A 16671-nucleotide genomic window follows, 5' to 3' on the forward strand; every position below is an offset into this window, starting at 1 on the left:
TATAAATTAAGAAAACTATGAATAGCAGGTTGTTTTTACTCTTGACTGTTTGGCTGTTATTGCCATTAACCGGAAGTGCGGCGGAAACTCATCGCCCTGAAATATCGGTTGCCGGATTTATCCAACTTCCGGGCAGTGGACGGCAAGTCTATAATTTTAATCCGGGATGGCGCTTCTTTAAAGGTGATATCCGTGGAGCGGAAACTGTGGATTTTGACGACCGTTCCTGGCAAGTGGTTTCTACTCCACATACCGTGGAACTGATGCCTGCCGAAGCGAGCGGATGCCGCAATTCCCAGGGGCCTGCCTGGTATCGGAAACATTTCGTTGTTCCGGCTGAAACCAAAGGAAAGCGCGTGCTTATCCATTTTGAAGCTGTGATGGGAAAACAGATTCTTTACCTGAACGGTAAACGTATTCAGGAACATATCGGAGGCTATCTGCCTTTTACGCTCGACCTGACCGCCAATGGTGTACAAGCCGGAGACTCTTGTTTGCTTGCTGTTTTTACGGATAATAGTGATGACAAATCTTATCCTCCGGGAAAACGCCAGTATACATTGGATTTTGCTTATCATGGCGGAATCTATCGCGATGTGTGGATGATTGCAAAATCTCCTGTCGCCATTACTGATGCTATGGATTCTCAGACAGTTGCAGGCGGAGGTGTGTTTGTGCATTATGATAAAATCAGTGAAAAGAGTGCACAGGTTTATGCCAATACGGAAGTACGGAATGATAATACCCGTTCGGAGACTGTCACAGTGGAAACGACACTGACAGATGCTGACGGTAAAGTGCTCGGCCAGGTTTCCGGTAAACTCTCTTTGAAACCCGGAGAAAAGAAAATAATTCGTCAGCAACTGGGAGTGAAGAACCCTAAACTCTGGTCGCCGGATACACCTTATCTATATAGATTACAATCACGCGTTAAAAAAGGCACCCGATCCCTTGACGGAGGAATTACACGTGTCGGAATCCGCTTGGCTGAATTCCGTGGTAAGGATGGATTCTGGCTGAATGGGAAACCTTTCGGACAGTTGGTCGGTGCTAACCGGCATCAGGATTTTGCCTATGTGGGCAATGCTTTGCCGAATTCACAGCAATGGCGTGATGCCAAACGTCTGCGCGATGCCGGATGTACCATTATCCGTACCGCCCATTATCCGCAAGATCCTTCCTTTATGGATGCGTGTGATGAGCTTGGACTGTTTGTGATTGTCGCTACTCCGGGATGGCAATACTGGAACAAAGCGCCGGAGTTCGGAGAACTGGTTCACCGGAATACGCGCGAGATGATTCGTCGCGACCGTAATCATCCTTCCGTTCTGATGTGGGAACCTATTCTGAACGAAACCCGCTATCCGCTTGACTTTGCCTTGAAAGCACTTGAAATCACCAAAGAAGAATATCCCTATCCGGGACGTCCGGTAGCTGCTGCCGATGTACATTCGGCGGGGGTGAAAGAACATTATGATGTTGTGTACGGTTGGCCGGGAGATGATGAAAAAGAAGATAGGCCGGAACAATGCATTTTCACCCGTGAGTTTGGAGAGAATGTGGATGACTGGTATGCCCATAACAACGATAATCGTGCGAGCCGCAGCTGGGGGGAACGTCCGTTGCTGGTGCAGGCACTCTCTTTGGCTAAGAGCTATGGTGAAATGTATCGTACCACAGGTTTGTTTATCGGTGGTGCACAGTGGCATCCGTTCGACCATCAGCGCGGGTATCATCCTGACCCGTATTGGGGTGGAATTTATGATGCTTTCCGTCAGAAGAAATACGCTTATGAAATGTTTCGTAGTCAGTCACCGGCCTGCCTTCAGCACCCGTTGGCAGAATGTGGGCCGATGGTGTTCATTGCTCATGAGATGTCGCAATTCTCAGATGCTGATGTGGTGGTATTCAGCAATTGCGACTCCATCCGGCTTTCTGTTTACGATGGAACAAAAAACTGGACAAAGCCTGTGCCCCATACCAAAGGACATTTGCCGAATGCACCTGTTGTTTTCGAGAATGTTTGGGATTTCTGGGAGGCACGTGGCTATAGCTACACTCAAAAAAACTGGCAGAAAGTCAACATGATTGCCGAAGGTATCATAAACGGGAAAGTAGTTTGTACACAGAAGAAGATGCCTTCACGCCGTTCTACCAAGTTGCGTCTGTATGTAGATACACAGGACGTGAAACTGACAGCGGATGGCTCTGATTTTATGGTGGTGGTGGCCGAAGTAACTGACGATAATGGAAACGTACGTCGTCTGGCTAAAGAGAATATCGTTTTTACAGTGGAAGGTGAGGGAGAAATTATTGGAGATGCCGCAATTGGTGCAAATCCCCGTGCGGTGGAATTCGGTTCTGCCCCTGTACTGATTCGTTCTACCCGAAAGGCTGGAAAGATAAGAGTTAAGGCTCGTGTGCAGTTTGAAGGTACGCAAGCGCCGACTGCTGCCGAACTGGAATTCGAAAGTGTCCCCGCCGAGTTACCTTTCTGCTATGAGGAACAGGAGATGATTTCTTCAACAGTAAGAACCGGAACTGCCGGAGAGGCATCCGATACAAAAGTAAGGCTCACTGAAGAGGAACGGCAAAAGGTATTGGATGAGGTTGAACGTCAGCAAACTGAATTTGGAATTGAAAAATAATACGGATATGCCCGGTCGCTATTGAAAAAAAGCTTATCTTTGGGGTACATTTTATATCACTATTGTTATAAATGAAAAAACGATTTATTCTAATACTATTGCTGTCGATGATGGGGCTTTGTGCTTTTGCCTACCCTAATATGATTGTGGAACACTACACGGCTGAACGAGGTTTGCCTAATAATATCGTTAATTGTACCTTAAAAGGAAGCGACGGTTTTATCTGGTTTGGTACTTGGTATGGGCTGTGTAGTTTTGACGGCACAAAGTTCCGTTCCTATGATAATCGTGACGGGTTTTATTCCGCCGATATCCCTCCGCGTAAAATTCAGCGTATCGTAGAAGATAAAAACGGTTTTCTATGGATTAAGACAATCGACCGTAAACTTTACTTGTTTGATAAAAAGCATGAGAGTTTCCATGCTGTTTATGATGACGTGAAAGAGTATTCTGAAAATATCCAGATTATTAAGATTCAGACAACGGAGGATGGAGATGTGCTATTGCTGACTAAAGATAAGAGCTTGTTGCGTGCCTATACGGATGCAGAAGGCAAGATAACAATGAAGCAGTTGCATGATTCGCGTCCCAATGTCAACCTCTATGATATGCGCCTGAAGAATAACATCTTCTGTGAAACTGACGAGTTTATCAATTGGATTGGAATGGATTACCAAATCCTTTCCTTGAGAAAAGGATCGGCTTTGAAAGATAAGCCTGCTGATTTCGTACAGAAGAAGATTGCTGCCGATCCGCATCAGTTTACTTGTGCATCCTATAATTTTCAATATCTGTGGTTAGGAGATTTGAATGGGCATATTTATAGTATCGATCCGCAGAATGGCGTGGTCAACCGCTATGAAATCCCGGAAATTAATCTACCGATTTCCAACCTGTTGGTGACAGAAACAGGGTTGATGTATATTACTACTGTTGAAGGTGTGTATGAATATAATATCGGCTACAAGCAATTGGTAAAACTGCCGTTTTTCATTAAAGGGAAAAATAAAGCTATATTCATCGACAAATATGATAAAATATGGTTTCAGGAGGACGACCGTGCATTAATATACTATGATCCTTTAAATAAAAGCAGCCGTCATTTTACATTTCCTGATCAGAACTCCATTGGAAATTTTGAAATGCAGGATGCCGGTGAACAAGGAATGTTTTTTCTGACTCCCGGAGGAGAGATTCTTTTGTTTGACCGCGAGAAACTGGAGATGATACGGTTGAACCAGTCGAAGCCTTTTGCTGACGACCAGCCGAATCAATTGTTTTTCCATCTGTTGTTAGATAAAGATGGCATCCTATGGTTGACTTCTACAGATAGCGGAGTGTATAGGGTTAATTTCCCAAAAAGGCAGTTTCAGTTACTGAAAGAAGTTTCACCTGTACCGGTTGCGGGTGAGATTTCCGGTTCGTGGAATCAGGGAATACGTGCTCTTTATCAGGCGAAGAACGGAGATATCTGGGCAGGAACCCGTTGGCAGGCTCTTTATCGTCTTGACCGTAACGGACAGGTAAAGCAAATCTTCTCGGAGAAAAATTATCTGGTGGGTGCTGTGTATCATATAATGGAGGATAAAGATGGAAATCTGTGGTTTTCAACTAAAGGAAATGGGCTTGTCAAAGCCGAACCGGATATGAATTCTCCACAAGGTTTGCGTTTCACACGTTATAAAAATGATCCTAAGAATCCGAATTCAATCAGCAATAATGATGTTTATTGCACTTATCAGGATAGTAAGGGGCGTATTTGGGTAGGTGTGTTGGGCGGCGGTCTGAATCTGATTAGCGAAGAGAACGGAACGATTGTTTTCAAGCATAAATATAACGGTCTGAAACAATACCCCCTTTATGGGCTTTATATGGAAGTGCGTACAATGGCGGAGGACAACGACGGGCGCATCTGGGTGGGAACAATGGATGGTCTGATGTCCTTTGACGGCAATTTTGCCGATCCCGAAGATATTCAGTTTGAAACGTACAGGCAGGTGAGCGAGCGCTCGAATGTAGCTGACAATGATATTTATGTGTTGTATAAAGATTCTGAAGCGCAAATCTGGGTCAGCGTTTTCGGAGGTGGTCTGAATAAGTTGGTCCATTATGATAGAGAGAAACGGGAGCCGGTTTTCAAGTCCTATGGTATTCGTGAGGGAATGAATAATGACGTGGTCAAATCAATTATAGAAGATAAGAATGGAAATCTTTGGTTTGCTACGGAGATAGGGTTGTCTTGCTTCAATAAAGCGACCGAACAATTCCGTAATTATGATAGATATGATGGCTTTCTGAATGTAGAGCTTGAAGAAAGTAGTGCTCTCCGTACATTGAACGGTGACCTCTGGATCGGTTCCAAACAAGGTATTCTGGTTTTCTCACCGGATAAGCTGGAAACACAGCATACGAACTATGATACGCGCATTGTCGATTTTAAAATATCCAATCGCGATTTGCGTAGTTTTCGTGAGCATCCGGTTCTGAAAGAAGCGATTACGTTTGCTGATGCAATCCGGTTGAACTACAATCAGTCCATGTTTACCATAGAGTTTGCTGCATTGAACTTTTATAATCAGAATCGGGTGTCCTATCGTTATATACTCGAAGGTTATGAGAAAGAGTGGCACTACAATGGTAAGAACCGTATCGCTTCCTACACCAATGTACCTTCCGGAACTTACATCTTCCGGGTTGAAACGATAGATGAAGCAAATCCGGAGCTGGTTTCCAATTGCACATTGGATATTACCGTCTTGCCGCCTTGGTGGTTAAGTTGGTGGGCAATCTTTGTTTATGTAATCCTGGGTGTCGCTGCCCTTTATTTTGGCTTGCGCCTGGCTTTCTTTATGATTAAGATGAAGAACGACATTTATATCGAACAGAAAGTGTCGGAAATGAAAATCAAGTTCTTTACCAATATTTCCCATGAACTCCGCACTCCCTTGACTCTGATAAAAGGGCCGATACAGGAGTTGAAAGAGCGTGAGAAACTGTCTCCGAAAGGATTACAATATGTGGAACTGATGGAAAAGAATACCAATCAGATGCTGCAGCTTGTTAATCAGATTCTGGACTTCCGGAAGATACAGAATGGGAAAATGCGTCTGCATGTATCACTGATTGATTTTAATGAGATGGTGCTTTCTTTCCAGAAAGAGTTCCGTGTCCTTTCCGAAGAAAACGAGATTAGTTTCACTTTCCAATTGCCGGATGAGGCTATCATGGTATGGGCGGATAAAGAGAAGTTGAGTATTGTAATCCGTAACATTATATCAAATGCATTCAAGTTTACTCCTTCGGGTGGTAGCATTCATGTGACTACCGGGACTGCGGAAGATGGAAAACGTTGTTTCCTGCAGGTAAAAGATAACGGGGTTGGAATCCCGCAAAACAAACTGACTGAGATCTTCGAACGTTTTTCGCAGGGAGAAAATGCCAAGAAATCATATTATCAGGGCACAGGTATCGGGCTGGCGCTTTCCAGAGAAATTGTAAACCTGCATCATGGATTAATCCGTGCCGAAAGTTCGGAAGGGCATGGCTCTGTGTTTGTTGTAGAGCTATTGCTGGATAAGGAACATTACCGTTCAACGGAAGTGGATTTCTATGTCAGTGATACAGAGACTGCTCCAGCTGCTGACGTAGCTGATGCCGCTACAGAAGAAGGTACAGAGGAACAGTCGGAAATTGATACTTCATTACCGACTCTTTTATTGGTGGAGGATAATAAGGATCTTTGCCAGTTGATAAAGCTTCAGCTGGAAGATAAGTTTAATATCCATATCGCTAACGATGGGGTGGAAGGATTGAAGAAGATACATCTGCATCATCCGGATATTGTGGTGACTGACCAGATGATGCCTGAAATGGATGGTCTGGAAATGCTGCAAGCCATTCGTAAGGATTTCCAAATCAGTCATATTCCTGTTATTATCCTGACAGCGAAGAATGATGAAGGAGCTAAAACGAAAGCGATAACTTTGGGAGCCAATGCATATATCACCAAACCGTTCAGCAAGGAGTATTTGCTGGCGCGCATCGATCAGTTGCTTTCTGAGCGGAAACTGTTCCGTGAGCGCGTCCGCCAGCAAATGGAAAATCAAAATCCTTCGGAGGAAGATAGCTACGAGCAATATCTTGTGAAGAAAGATGTGCAATTCCTTGAAAAGATACATCAGGTGATTGAGGAAAATATGGACGACAGTGACTTTAATATCGACACGATAGCTTCCGGAATTGGTTTGAGCCGTTCGGCATTCTTCAAGAAGTTGAAGAGTCTGACCGGACTGGCACCGGTCGATCTGGTGAAGGATATTCGTTTGAACAAGTCTGTAGAACTTATTAAAAATACAGATTTGAGTATTTCCGAGATTGCCTTTGCCGTCGGTTTCAAAGATTCGGGGTATTACAGTAAATGTTTCCGGAAAAAATATAACCAGACTCCCCGTGAATATATGAATGAATGGCGGAAAGGAGAAAAGTAACTGATTACAAAATGTTTTCTTGACCGTCTTCTTAGAAAACCTAATAAGATTCTAAAGAATGAACAACATTAAGAAAGTATTATCAGCCTGGATGCTGGTTGCATGTGTATTACCGGTTGCAGCACAGTATCCTGTCATTCCCGATTCAGTGAAAGCGAGAGCGGCAAAACAGGAAGCAGAGTTCGACCGGAAATCGGATGCGGCATGGGAGAAAGCTTTGCCGGTAGTTTTGGAAGAAGCACAGAAAGGACGTCCTTATAAACCGTGGGCTTCTAAACCGGAAGATCTGATAAAAAGTAATATCCCTGCCTTTCCCGGTGCGGAAGGTGGAGGTATGTATACTCCCGGCGGACGTGGCGGTAAGGTTATTGTAGTCACCTCGCTGGAAGATTCAGGTCCCGGAACCTTGCGTGAGGCGTGTGAAACGGGCGGTGCACGTATCATCGTTTTCAATGTTTCCGGAGTTATCCGTTTGAAAGCTCCGATAAATGTGCGTGCTCCTTATGTGACGATTGCCGGTCAGACAGCTCCCGGTGATGGTATCTGCGTCACGGGTCAGTCTTTTCTGATTGATACGCACGATGTTGTGATTCGTCATATGCGTTTCCGTCGTGGGGCGCAGGACGTAGCTTTCCGTGATGATGCCTTAGGAGGAAATGCCGTAGGAAACATTATCATAGACCACTGCTCTGCCAGCTGGGGATTGGATGAGAATATGTCCATCTACCGGCATGTTTATAATCGGGGAGCAGACGGACACGGTTTAAAGCTGCCGACTGTGAACATTACAATCCAGAACTCCGTATTTTCAGAAGCATTGGATGCCTATAATCATGCGTTCGGAGCTACAATAGGTGGTCATAACAGCATGTTCTGCCGCAATCTTTTCGCTTCCAATATCAGCCGTAACAGTTCGGTGGGTATGGATGGTGACTTCAACTTTGTCAACAATGTTGTTTTCAACTGGTGGAACCGTTCCGTTGACGGAGGTGATAACAATAGTTTCTATAACATGATTAACAACTACTTCAAGCCAGGTCCTATTACTCCGTTGGACAAACCGATCTCTTATCGCATTCTGAAACCGGAAGCCGGACGTGATAAGAGTAAACCGATGTCTTTTGGGAAAGCTTATGTGCATGGAAATATCGTTCACGGCAATGCTAAAGTGACGAAGGATAACTGGGACGGTGGCGTGCAACTCGCCAATGAAGCGGATGCCGACAAGTTTATACCGCAAATCAGGGTGGACGAACCGTTTGAAATGTCTCCCGTGACTGTTATGGATGCTAAGAAGGCTTATAGCTTTGTCTTAAATAATGTGGGAGCAACTTTACCCAAACGTGATGCGGTGGATGCCCGTATCATCAAGACGGTGCAAACCGGAAAAGCCATTTATGTGAAAGACGCTCCGGAATTTGTTTCACCTTATGTGAAAAGACGTTTGCCCGCTGATTCTTATAAACAAGGTATTATCACAGATATTCGTCAGGTAGGAGGATTGCCGGAATACAAGGGGGAACCTTATGTTGACTCTGACGGTGACGGAATGCCGGATGCGTGGGAAATAGCTAACGGGCTGAATCCGAATGATCCGGGAGATGCCGTGAAGGATTGCAACGGAGACGGATATACTAATATTGAGAAGTATATCAACGGTATGGATACGAAAAAGAAAGTAGACTGGACGGATTTGAAGAACAATCATGATACTTTGTCCAAACGAAAAAGTCTGCTGTAAAGGTATGGTGGAAAAATAAGTTTGTTGTAATGAATATACAATTAAAGATTATCCTTTTAGGATTATTGAGTATGGGGTTTGCGCAGGGATATGCGCAAACCTTTGCTTTCCTCGATTACTCATATTGTGGCTACCGTGCTTCCGAACAGGATATCCCTTCCACCCGGAATGCGGTGTTTGTCTCCTGGCAGGCAGGTGATAATACTGCGCGCATTCAACGTGCCGTTGACTATGTGGCATCGTTGGTTCCTGATGCTTCCGGTTTCCGTGGAGCCGTATTGCTGGATCGGGGAGAGTTCTCTTTATCCGGAAATATTCGTATTTCTGCGTCCGGCATTGTGCTCCGGGGTATGGATAAGGAGCAGACTGTTCTGCTGAAAAAAGGAGTGGACAGAGGAGCTTTCATATATATGGAAGGAGTGGACGATTTGAATGTAAAAGACACTTTGCAGGTGCTTTCAGCTTATGTTCCGGTAAATGCAAGAACCTTGCAGGTATCTGCTTCTGCTTCCTTGAAGAAAGGTGACCGGATAATGGTGACACGGCCTTCCAGCAAAGAATGGATTGCTTCTTTAGGGTGTGACATCTTCGGAGGAGGCATCAGCGCCTTAGGATGGAAAGCCGGTGATACGGATTTGACCTGGGATCGGACTATAAGTGAAGTGGATGGCAATCAGATAACTATCGATGCTCCATTGACGGTGGCGTTAGATGCTCAATACGGTGCTTCGGTTGTCACCCCTTATCAATGGAATGGACGAATACAGGAGTGTGGTATCGAAAATATGACTTTGGTTTCTGATTATGATAAACGTTATCCCAAAGATGAAGATCATTGCTGGACGGGCATTTCTATTGCCAATGCGGAAAACTGCTGGGTCAGGCGGATAAACTTCAAGCATTTTTCCGGCAGTGCGGTCATTGTGGAGCGTACGGGAGCGAAGATTACGGTCGAAGACTGCATCTCCAGAGAACCGGTTTCTGAGATTGGAGGGATGCGTCGTTGCACTTTCTATACTTTGGGGCAGCAAACCTTGTTTCAGCGTTGCTATTCGGAACAGGGCATCCATGACTTTGCCGCCGGATATTGTGCTGCCGGACCCAATGCCTTTGTACAATGCGACTCGTATGAATCACTTGGATTCAGCGGTTCCATTGATGCCTGGGCATGCGGGTTGCTGTTCGATGTGGTCAATATAGACGGTCATAACCTTACATTCAAGAATCTGGGACAAGATAAGAATGGAGCCGGCTGGAATACGGCAAATAGTTTATTCTGGCAATGCACCGCTGCCGAAATAGAATGTTATGCTCCGGCAAAAGATGCGATGAACCGTGCCTACGGATGTTGGGCACAATTCTCTGGTGACGGTGAATGGGCGCAGTCCAATAATCATGTACAGCCACGCAGCCTTTTTTATGCTCAGTTGGAAGAACGTTTGCAAAAAAAATGTGCAGAACGTGCCCGTATTCTACCCCGGAATACGAATGCGACCAGTAGCCCTACCGTTGAAGCTGCGATGGAACTTGCCAAAGAGACTTATAATCCGCGGTTGACATTAGAACATTGGATTGAACAAGGTGAGTTTGCACCTTCGGTGGCAATTGCCGGATTGAAGTCAATTGATGATATGAAAGAGAAGAAAAACTCTCAGAGCAAAGCGTCGACCCCGGCTGAAGTTGTGATTGCAAACGGGCGTATTCAAATGGATGGGGCTTTATTAGTAGGAAAAAGCCGCACCACTCCCTGGTGGAACGGTAAACTCAGAACCGGCCAGTTGAAGAAAGCAAGTCCTGCTATTACCCGTTTTGTTCCGGGGCGTGAAGGCTTGGGGCTGACAGACCGTATCGATTCGGTGGTTAACTTTATGAAGCAAAAGAATATATTGGTTTTCGACCAGAATTACGGACTTTGGTATGACCGTCGCCGTGATGACCATGAACGTGTCCGCCGTCGCGACGGGGATGTCTGGGGACCTTTCTATGAGCAACCTTTCGGACGTAGTGGTCAGGGAACTGCCTGGGAAGGGTTAAGCAAATATGATCTGAATCGCCCCAATGCCTGGTATTGGTCACGTCTGAAAGAATTTGCGGAGAAAGGTGGCAAGGAAGGATTGCTTCTGTTTCATGAGAACTATTTTCAGCATAACATTCTGGAAGCCGGTGCGCATTGGGTAGACTGCCCTTGGAGAAGCAGCAACAATATCAACCGGACGGGATTTTCGGAGCCTGTTCCGTTTGCCGGTGACAAAAGAATTTTTGTTGCAGATATGTTTTATGATATTAACCATCCGGTGCGGCGCGAATTACACCGGCAGTATATCCGTCAGTGCCTGAATAACTTTGCCGATAATTCGAATGTAATCCAGCTGACCAGCGCCGAGTTTACGGGTCCCTTGCATTTTGTGCAATTCTGGCTGGATGTAATAGCCGAATGGGAAGCCGAAACAGGTAAAAAGGCTAAGATAGCATTGAGTACCACGAAAGATGTGCAAGATGCCATTCTTGCTGATCCGAAACGGGCTGCTGTAGTAGACGTTATAGATATCCGTTACTGGCATTATAATACTGATGGTGTTTTTGCTCCGGAAGGTGGAAAGAATATGGCTCCCCGCCAACACATGCGTAAAATGAAGGCAGGAAAGGTGACCTTTGATGAAGCGTATAAAGCTGTGAGAGAGTATCGCCGGAAGTTTCCGGATAAGGCGGTTACTTTCTATGCACAAAATTATCCGGCTATGGGATGGGCGGTATTCATGGCGGGAGGTTCGTGTCCGGTGATACCCTGCACCGACAAAGCTTTCCTGAAGGATGCTGCGATGATGGAGGTAGAAGAAACAGACACGGGTGACTATCGAAAAATGGTAAAATCTGGTATCGGAAGTATCATTTATTCCAAGTCCGGAACAGAAATTCCTGTTCCACTATCGTCCGGAAAGTATGCATTAAAGTACATTCACCCTGATACAGGAAGAGTGGATGTGATATCTAAGTCTTTGAAAATAAATGATGTATATCATTTGAAGACTTCGGAAAAGGAAGAAGGAATTTATTGGTTCCATAAACTGTAAAACAAAAGGTCCCGTTGAAGCCAATTCGATGGGACCTTTCTTTTTATAGGTAATATCTAATAAAAAAGTGTTATAAAACATAGTACTTGTTTTTTCAATCTCCATATCAGATTTTACCTAAAGATTAAGTCGATACCGCATAGCTTTGCAACATCAAATCAATCGAATTAATGCTATGATGGAACAGACTAATAATTCAACCGAAACTTTACTTGCCTCTTTTCAAGCGGGCAATATGGCAGCTTTCTCTGAGCTATACGATTCGCACATTAACATTCTTTTTAATTATGGGTTGAAGTTGACTATTGATAAAGAGTTGCTGAAAGATTGCATCCACGATATTTTTGTGAAGCTTTATGTGAAGAAGGATGAACTGGGCGTCATTGAAAATCTGAAGTCCTATTTGTTTATTTCATTAAAGAATAAACTCTGTGATGAACTTCGCAAACGCATGTATATGTCCGACACGGCCGTCGAAGAGATAAATGCGGTATCACCTACGGATGTGGAAGACGATTATATGGAGGAAGAGAAGACGCGGAGCAATCTCTTGCTGGTCAATAACCTTATGGACCAGTTATCTCCCCGGCAGCGCGAGGCGCTCACCTTATACTATATAGAAGAAAAGAAATACGAAGATATTTGCGAGATTATGGATATGAATTATCAGTCTGTACGCAATTTGATGCACCGGGGATTGACAAAATTGCGTGCTTTGGTAGGGTAATAGGATTGCAGGAAAACTGTTAATATAGGCAAAAGAAGGTAGGTATTGAGTACACGTTCGGGATAACAGCGTCCTATTTATGTAAATGCTTTAAAAAAAGGACATAGGTATGAGCGCTAAGGTAAAGTTTTTTTTGATGGATGAAGATTTCATAGATTATGCACTGGGTGTGGCTCCGGAATTGGCTTCTCAATGGGAGGCTTATTTCAGGGTACACCCGGAGGATATAATCGATGCGGAGGAGGCGAAAGCTGTATTATTGGCTCCCGCCGATGTGGATTGCGGTCTTTTGAAAGATGAATGTGCAATGTTGAAAGATAGGATTATTAGCAGTATATTTTGACGCGTATTGGAATAAATTGGGTACATTTGCATGAAATTGCAATGTCCAATTAATTTCAGATCATTATGATATTAAAACAAGATATCCCTCATGGCTATGCCCATTGTTTTGCAGGCAAAGACTGTTGTCCCAAAGCGAACAGTTGTCTGAGAGCCATAGCGGCGAAGTTACTCACAGAGAGCGAAGAACTGCAACCTCAAACCGTAAATACGGTGAATGCTATTTATGTTGAACAATTGTCCGACCTGTCTGCCTGCCCCCTTTACCGTTCGAGCGAACCGCTTCGCTATGCTAAGGGGATGACTCATCTCTTTGAAGATTTTCCCTTGAAAGATGCTCACAGCATCCGCCTCAGAGTCGTCAACTGTTTTTCGTGTGAACGTTACTTCTATCATTGTCGTAAGGGAGACCGGCTGATTTCGCCGGAAGAACAGCGGAAGATAGCTAATGTATTTCGTGCCTCCGGTTTTGGCATTGTTCCCAAGTTCGATGGGTTTGAGTATGTGATTGCATGGTGATTCCTATATTTTCTCTCAATATAGTTTTTTTTAAGTTGTCAGCACTCCAGCACTGATAACTCTCAAACCCTTTGCCAGTCGGGGTTTGACGGCAGTGCTGATAAGGTGTTGGTAAGTGACGACAAACGTTTTGTCAGCACTGAATTTTAAGCTGTTTTTCAGTGTATATTGTTATGAGTCAAATAAATACCTCGTTTTTGCATGTGTGGAATCTTTTCTCTTAATATGTGCATAAAAGGGCTTTCAAGTGGGTAGTTCTTGGTGCGGACACCCACATCCCCCACTATATATTAATTAAAGGGATTAGAGTCGATAATCAATGTACTACTGTTCTGTTCCCCTACATCCATGTCACTGAATTACTGCAAAAGGGAAACAGTCTCACTGCAAGGTATGTGCAGTCTCGTTGCAAAGCATGTGCAGTGCTACTGCAAAGCATGTGCAGTATTACTGCAAAGCATATGCAGTGCTGCTGTAAAGTATATGCAGTATCATTGCAAAGTATGTGCAGCAACGTTGCAACACAGTTATAGCATTACGTGTTAAGAGTAAGAGCATCGATTTTCCGCATTAGTGATTACAAAATAATCTTGTATTTGAAATTATAAAAAAGAACTCAGTCCTTTTTTATAGAAGAACTGATGATTACAGAAGATATTTTTTTTCGTCTTGTTATTAAGTTTAAGATAAACTTGACTCTCGTAGAGGAATATTCTTTTTATTCTCTTTTCAGGGGAAGGGATAATGATGCTGTTTTCTCGCAAAAACTGAATAGTATTATAAATGAGAAAAATTTTGAATTTAATTAATAGTATGAATAAACAAGTCTTGATTAGTATTTATTTACTTCTTTTTGTCTTGCTTCCTGCAGGAGCTCAGAACTGTGAGGCAGTTCATGATGATTGTATACAAGTTGCACATCGCTATAAAGTAGCCGTATGTGATTGGATGATTTTGAAGCGTCAGAAGATCGGTTCGTTTCAGTTGGTACATGAATTGAAAGGTGATGGTGTAGAATTGGATATGGGATCTCTTGGTAAAAGGGAGATGTTCGATAATAAACTGCGTGAACCTCATTTTCAACAATTATTTCGTGAAACTGCCCGGAAGTTTCAACTGGAAGTTCCCTCTGTTGCCATGTCCGGTTTTTACGGTCAGTCTTTTTTAGAGCGTACTAATTATAAGGAGTTGGTTCGGGACTGTTTGGAAGCTATGAAAGTGATGGATGCCAAAGTTGCTTTTCTTCCTTTAGGAGGAATAAAGGCAGGGTGGGAAGGAGAACCGGAGCTTCGGGCTGAAGTTGTGAAGCGTTTGAAAGAAGTGGGAGATATGGCTGCTTCCGAAGGTTTAGTAATCGGAATTGAAACCCAATTGGATGCCAAAGGTGATGTAAAGTTGTTGAAGGAGGTAGATTCTTCCGGCATCAAGATTTATTTCAAATTTCAGAATGCATTAGAGAATGGACGTGATTTGTGTAAGGAAATTAAGATTTTAGGAAAAAAGAGAATCTGTCAGATTCATTGCACGGATACGGATGGGGTGACTCTTCCTTTTAATAAGCGGCTGGATATGAATAAAGTTAAAAAGACACTCGATAAAATAGGGTGGAGCGGATGGCTGGTCGTAGAGCGCTCACGGGATAAGGATGATGTACATAATGTCAGAAAGAACTATGGGACGAATATTGAGTATTTGAAGGAGGTGTTTCAGAAATAAATAAGAAGTAATAACGAGGTAAGCGACTGAGTAAATATAATATGTATTCAGTCGCTTACCTTGTTATATAGGTTTTGACTATTATAAGGTGAGATACTGTCGCACCTTTTCCGTTGATAAATTTAGGCAACATTGTTGTCTATTTCCAAATATCCTCGTTTTCCCAACCAGCCGGAAAGCCCATCGCACGGACATCTATCGAAGGATAGCGGGAAAGCAAATCCTTGAACCTTTCGACAAACGAGTGGTTGGGATTGATTATATCCAATAGATAAACAGTCATGCTCAATATGAAATAAACCTGCCGTGTGCCACTCGCCGGAAGCGTGACAAAGGGCTTGCGTGGTGAACGGGGCATTAACGGGTGGATGCTAAGTGTCCGATTCCATAAGCGGCAATGATGGGCGCAAATGTTACGGATATAAACAATACTGTGCAGCCATGAAGCAAAAACCGTGTCGGGCAGCCCGAAATAAGCCGCAATGCTCCGCTTTGCCCTTCCGGGAAGCAGATTATTGTATAGAATCGACAATGTTCACTGCGCTGGTACTCTTCATCTATCTTTGACAATATCTTGGCGTGACGTACCGGATTGTTAAAATGGGAAGCATCGGCAAACCAATATCCATCCCATTGGGAAGAGAGTATATAGGCGGTCTGTGTGCGTACAGCCACTTCGATCTTTTCCAGTTCCGTAATAATCAGCTTACGAAGCTCGCTATCAAACTTATAGATATTGTAAGCGGCATCGAATGTACTGCCGGGCTTGAACAAATGGTTTTGCTTGTCTGCCAGCAAAGGATACCAGTAGCCGCTTAAACGGTAATAACTGATATTGCGTAGCAGGTGCAAGGCTTGGGCTTCGTCCGTGAAAACAAGCCCACGCTATTTGAGCAAAGCAATCTGATCCGGAAAAGATATGAGTTGTTTGAGGTAAGGAATTTTAGTCATAGGGGTATAAAAAATAAAAGGCTTACCCTGAGCGCGCTGATCTGACGGGAAGCGGGGTAAGGATGTTGCTGCAAAGATAAAACTATTCTCTTGAAATACAAAATACTCGTCCTATTTATTCTGATTTTATAGGGGTTATACGGGTGGACGGGGGAACTGCCCCGAACACCCGTAACTTAATTGTGCCTCACAGATGTAATACCTTAAAATTCCGCCTGCCGCACCCATCTGTCAGCCCGTCCCTGCGCAAGCGGAAAAGAACTTCGTTTGCCGACTGGCTACCGAATTTGCGGACACAGCACAGACGGGAGAAACGATAGCGGCAACCGTGAACAGGCTTAGTGTTAAACAATAGAAACATCATCTGTTTTCTGCTTACAAGAAGTTAAGAGTTTGTTGACAAGGAGTTGACTTCCTGTCTACAAACTCTTAACTTTTTGTTGACAACAAAATAACTTCTTGCAATGAT

10 protein-coding genes and 1 pseudogene are annotated in these 16671 nt (G+C 43.9%); 8 read left to right on the forward strand and 3 right to left on the reverse strand.

Annotated features, from left to right (window positions below; translation table 11 throughout):
• Nucleotides 1–17 precede the first annotated feature (17 nt).
• The 8 genes from BUC01_RS03975 to BUC01_RS04010 all read left to right on the forward strand — a co-directional run bounded on the left by BUC01_RS03975 (nt 18) and on the right by BUC01_RS04010 (nt 15251).
• Nucleotides 18–2648, forward strand: a complete 2631-nt coding sequence (locus BUC01_RS03975) for a glycoside hydrolase family 2 protein (RefSeq protein WP_025835491.1) — start codon at nt 18–20, stop codon at nt 2646–2648.
• A 71-nt stretch (nt 2649–2719) separates the two neighbouring features.
• Nucleotides 2720–7135: a hybrid sensor histidine kinase/response regulator transcription factor gene (locus BUC01_RS03980; protein WP_083595432.1), complete on the forward strand. Its 4416-nt coding sequence runs from the start codon at nt 2720–2722 to the stop codon at nt 7133–7135.
• 58 nt (nt 7136–7193) lie between these two features.
• A complete protein-coding gene (locus BUC01_RS03985) occupies nt 7194–8876 on the forward strand; it encodes a polysaccharide lyase (RefSeq protein WP_025833514.1) in 1683 nt (560 codons plus the stop codon).
• 29 nt (nt 8877–8905) lie between these two features.
• On the forward strand, nt 8906–11947 hold the full coding sequence (locus BUC01_RS03990; RefSeq protein ID WP_073312782.1) for a DUF6298 domain-containing protein: 3042 nt from the start codon (nt 8906–8908) through the stop codon (nt 11945–11947).
• Between the two features lie 175 nt (nt 11948–12122).
• Nucleotides 12123–12674 carry an RNA polymerase sigma factor gene (locus BUC01_RS03995; protein WP_025833512.1) on the forward strand — a complete coding sequence of 184 codons (552 nt, stop codon included), beginning with the start codon at nt 12123–12125 and terminating at the stop codon, nt 12672–12674.
• Between the two features lie 109 nt (nt 12675–12783).
• Nucleotides 12784–13017, forward strand: coding sequence for a hypothetical protein (locus BUC01_RS04000; RefSeq protein ID WP_025833510.1), 234 nt, complete (start codon nt 12784–12786; stop codon nt 13015–13017).
• Between the two features lie 65 nt (nt 13018–13082).
• The gene (locus BUC01_RS04005; RefSeq protein ID WP_025833508.1) at nt 13083–13535 is read left to right on the forward strand and encodes a DUF6078 family protein; all 453 of its coding nucleotides are present in this window, start codon (nt 13083–13085) and stop codon (nt 13533–13535) included.
• 813 nt (nt 13536–14348) lie between these two features.
• Nucleotides 14349–15251 (forward strand): sugar phosphate isomerase/epimerase family protein, encoded by a 903-nt coding sequence (locus tag BUC01_RS04010; RefSeq protein ID WP_025833506.1) that lies wholly within the window; start codon nt 14349–14351, stop codon nt 15249–15251.
• 139 nt (nt 15252–15390) lie between these two features.
• Here the strand turns inward: BUC01_RS04010 and BUC01_RS25770 are convergent, their stop codons facing one another.
• From BUC01_RS25770 to BUC01_RS25050, 3 genes and pseudogenes are all read right to left on the reverse strand, one after another.
• The gene (locus BUC01_RS25770; protein WP_243462602.1) at nt 15391–15609 is read right to left on the reverse strand and encodes an Abi family protein; all 219 of its coding nucleotides are present in this window, start codon (nt 15607–15609) and stop codon (nt 15391–15393) included.
• Between the two features lie 84 nt (nt 15610–15693).
• Nucleotides 15694–16103 (reverse strand): annotated as a pseudogene (locus tag BUC01_RS26160) (Abi family protein); the annotation flags it as partial.
• Nucleotides 16104–16389: 286 nt separating this feature from the next.
• Complete coding sequence (locus BUC01_RS25050) at nt 16390–16566, reverse strand: hypothetical protein (RefSeq protein ID WP_243462599.1); 177 nt, start codon at nt 16564–16566, stop codon at nt 16390–16392.
• Between the last annotated feature and the right edge of the window lie 105 nt (nt 16567–16671).

The organism is Bacteroides stercorirosoris (assembly GCF_900142015.1).
GTDB lineage: Bacteria > Bacteroidota > Bacteroidia > Bacteroidales > Bacteroidaceae > Bacteroides > Bacteroides stercorirosoris.

Bases quoted from the DNA above. Each gene is read 5' to 3' on its own strand.
- BUC01_RS03975 (WP_025835491.1), top strand. From the start codon at position 18: ATGAATAGCAGGTTGTTTTTACTCTTGACTGTTTGGCTGTTATTGCCA.
- BUC01_RS03980 (WP_083595432.1), top strand. From the start codon at position 2,720: ATGAAAAAACGATTTATTCTAATACTATTGCTGTCGATGATGGGGCTT.
- BUC01_RS03985 (WP_025833514.1), top strand. From the start codon at position 7,194: ATGAACAACATTAAGAAAGTATTATCAGCCTGGATGCTGGTTGCATGT.
- BUC01_RS03990 (WP_073312782.1), top strand. From the start codon at position 8,906: ATGAATATACAATTAAAGATTATCCTTTTAGGATTATTGAGTATGGGG.
- BUC01_RS03995 (WP_025833512.1), top strand. From the start codon at position 12,123: ATGATGGAACAGACTAATAATTCAACCGAAACTTTACTTGCCTCTTTT.
- BUC01_RS04000 (WP_025833510.1), top strand. From the start codon at position 12,784: ATGAGCGCTAAGGTAAAGTTTTTTTTGATGGATGAAGATTTCATAGAT.
- BUC01_RS04005 (WP_025833508.1), top strand. From the start codon at position 13,083: ATGATATTAAAACAAGATATCCCTCATGGCTATGCCCATTGTTTTGCA.
- BUC01_RS04010 (WP_025833506.1), top strand. From the start codon at position 14,349: ATGAATAAACAAGTCTTGATTAGTATTTATTTACTTCTTTTTGTCTTG.
- BUC01_RS25770 (WP_243462602.1), bottom strand. From the start codon at position 15,609: ATGCCCCGTTCACCACGCAAGCCCTTTGTCACGCTTCCGGCGAGTGGC.
- BUC01_RS25050 (WP_243462599.1), bottom strand. From the start codon at position 16,566: ATGATGTTTCTATTGTTTAACACTAAGCCTGTTCACGGTTGCCGCTAT.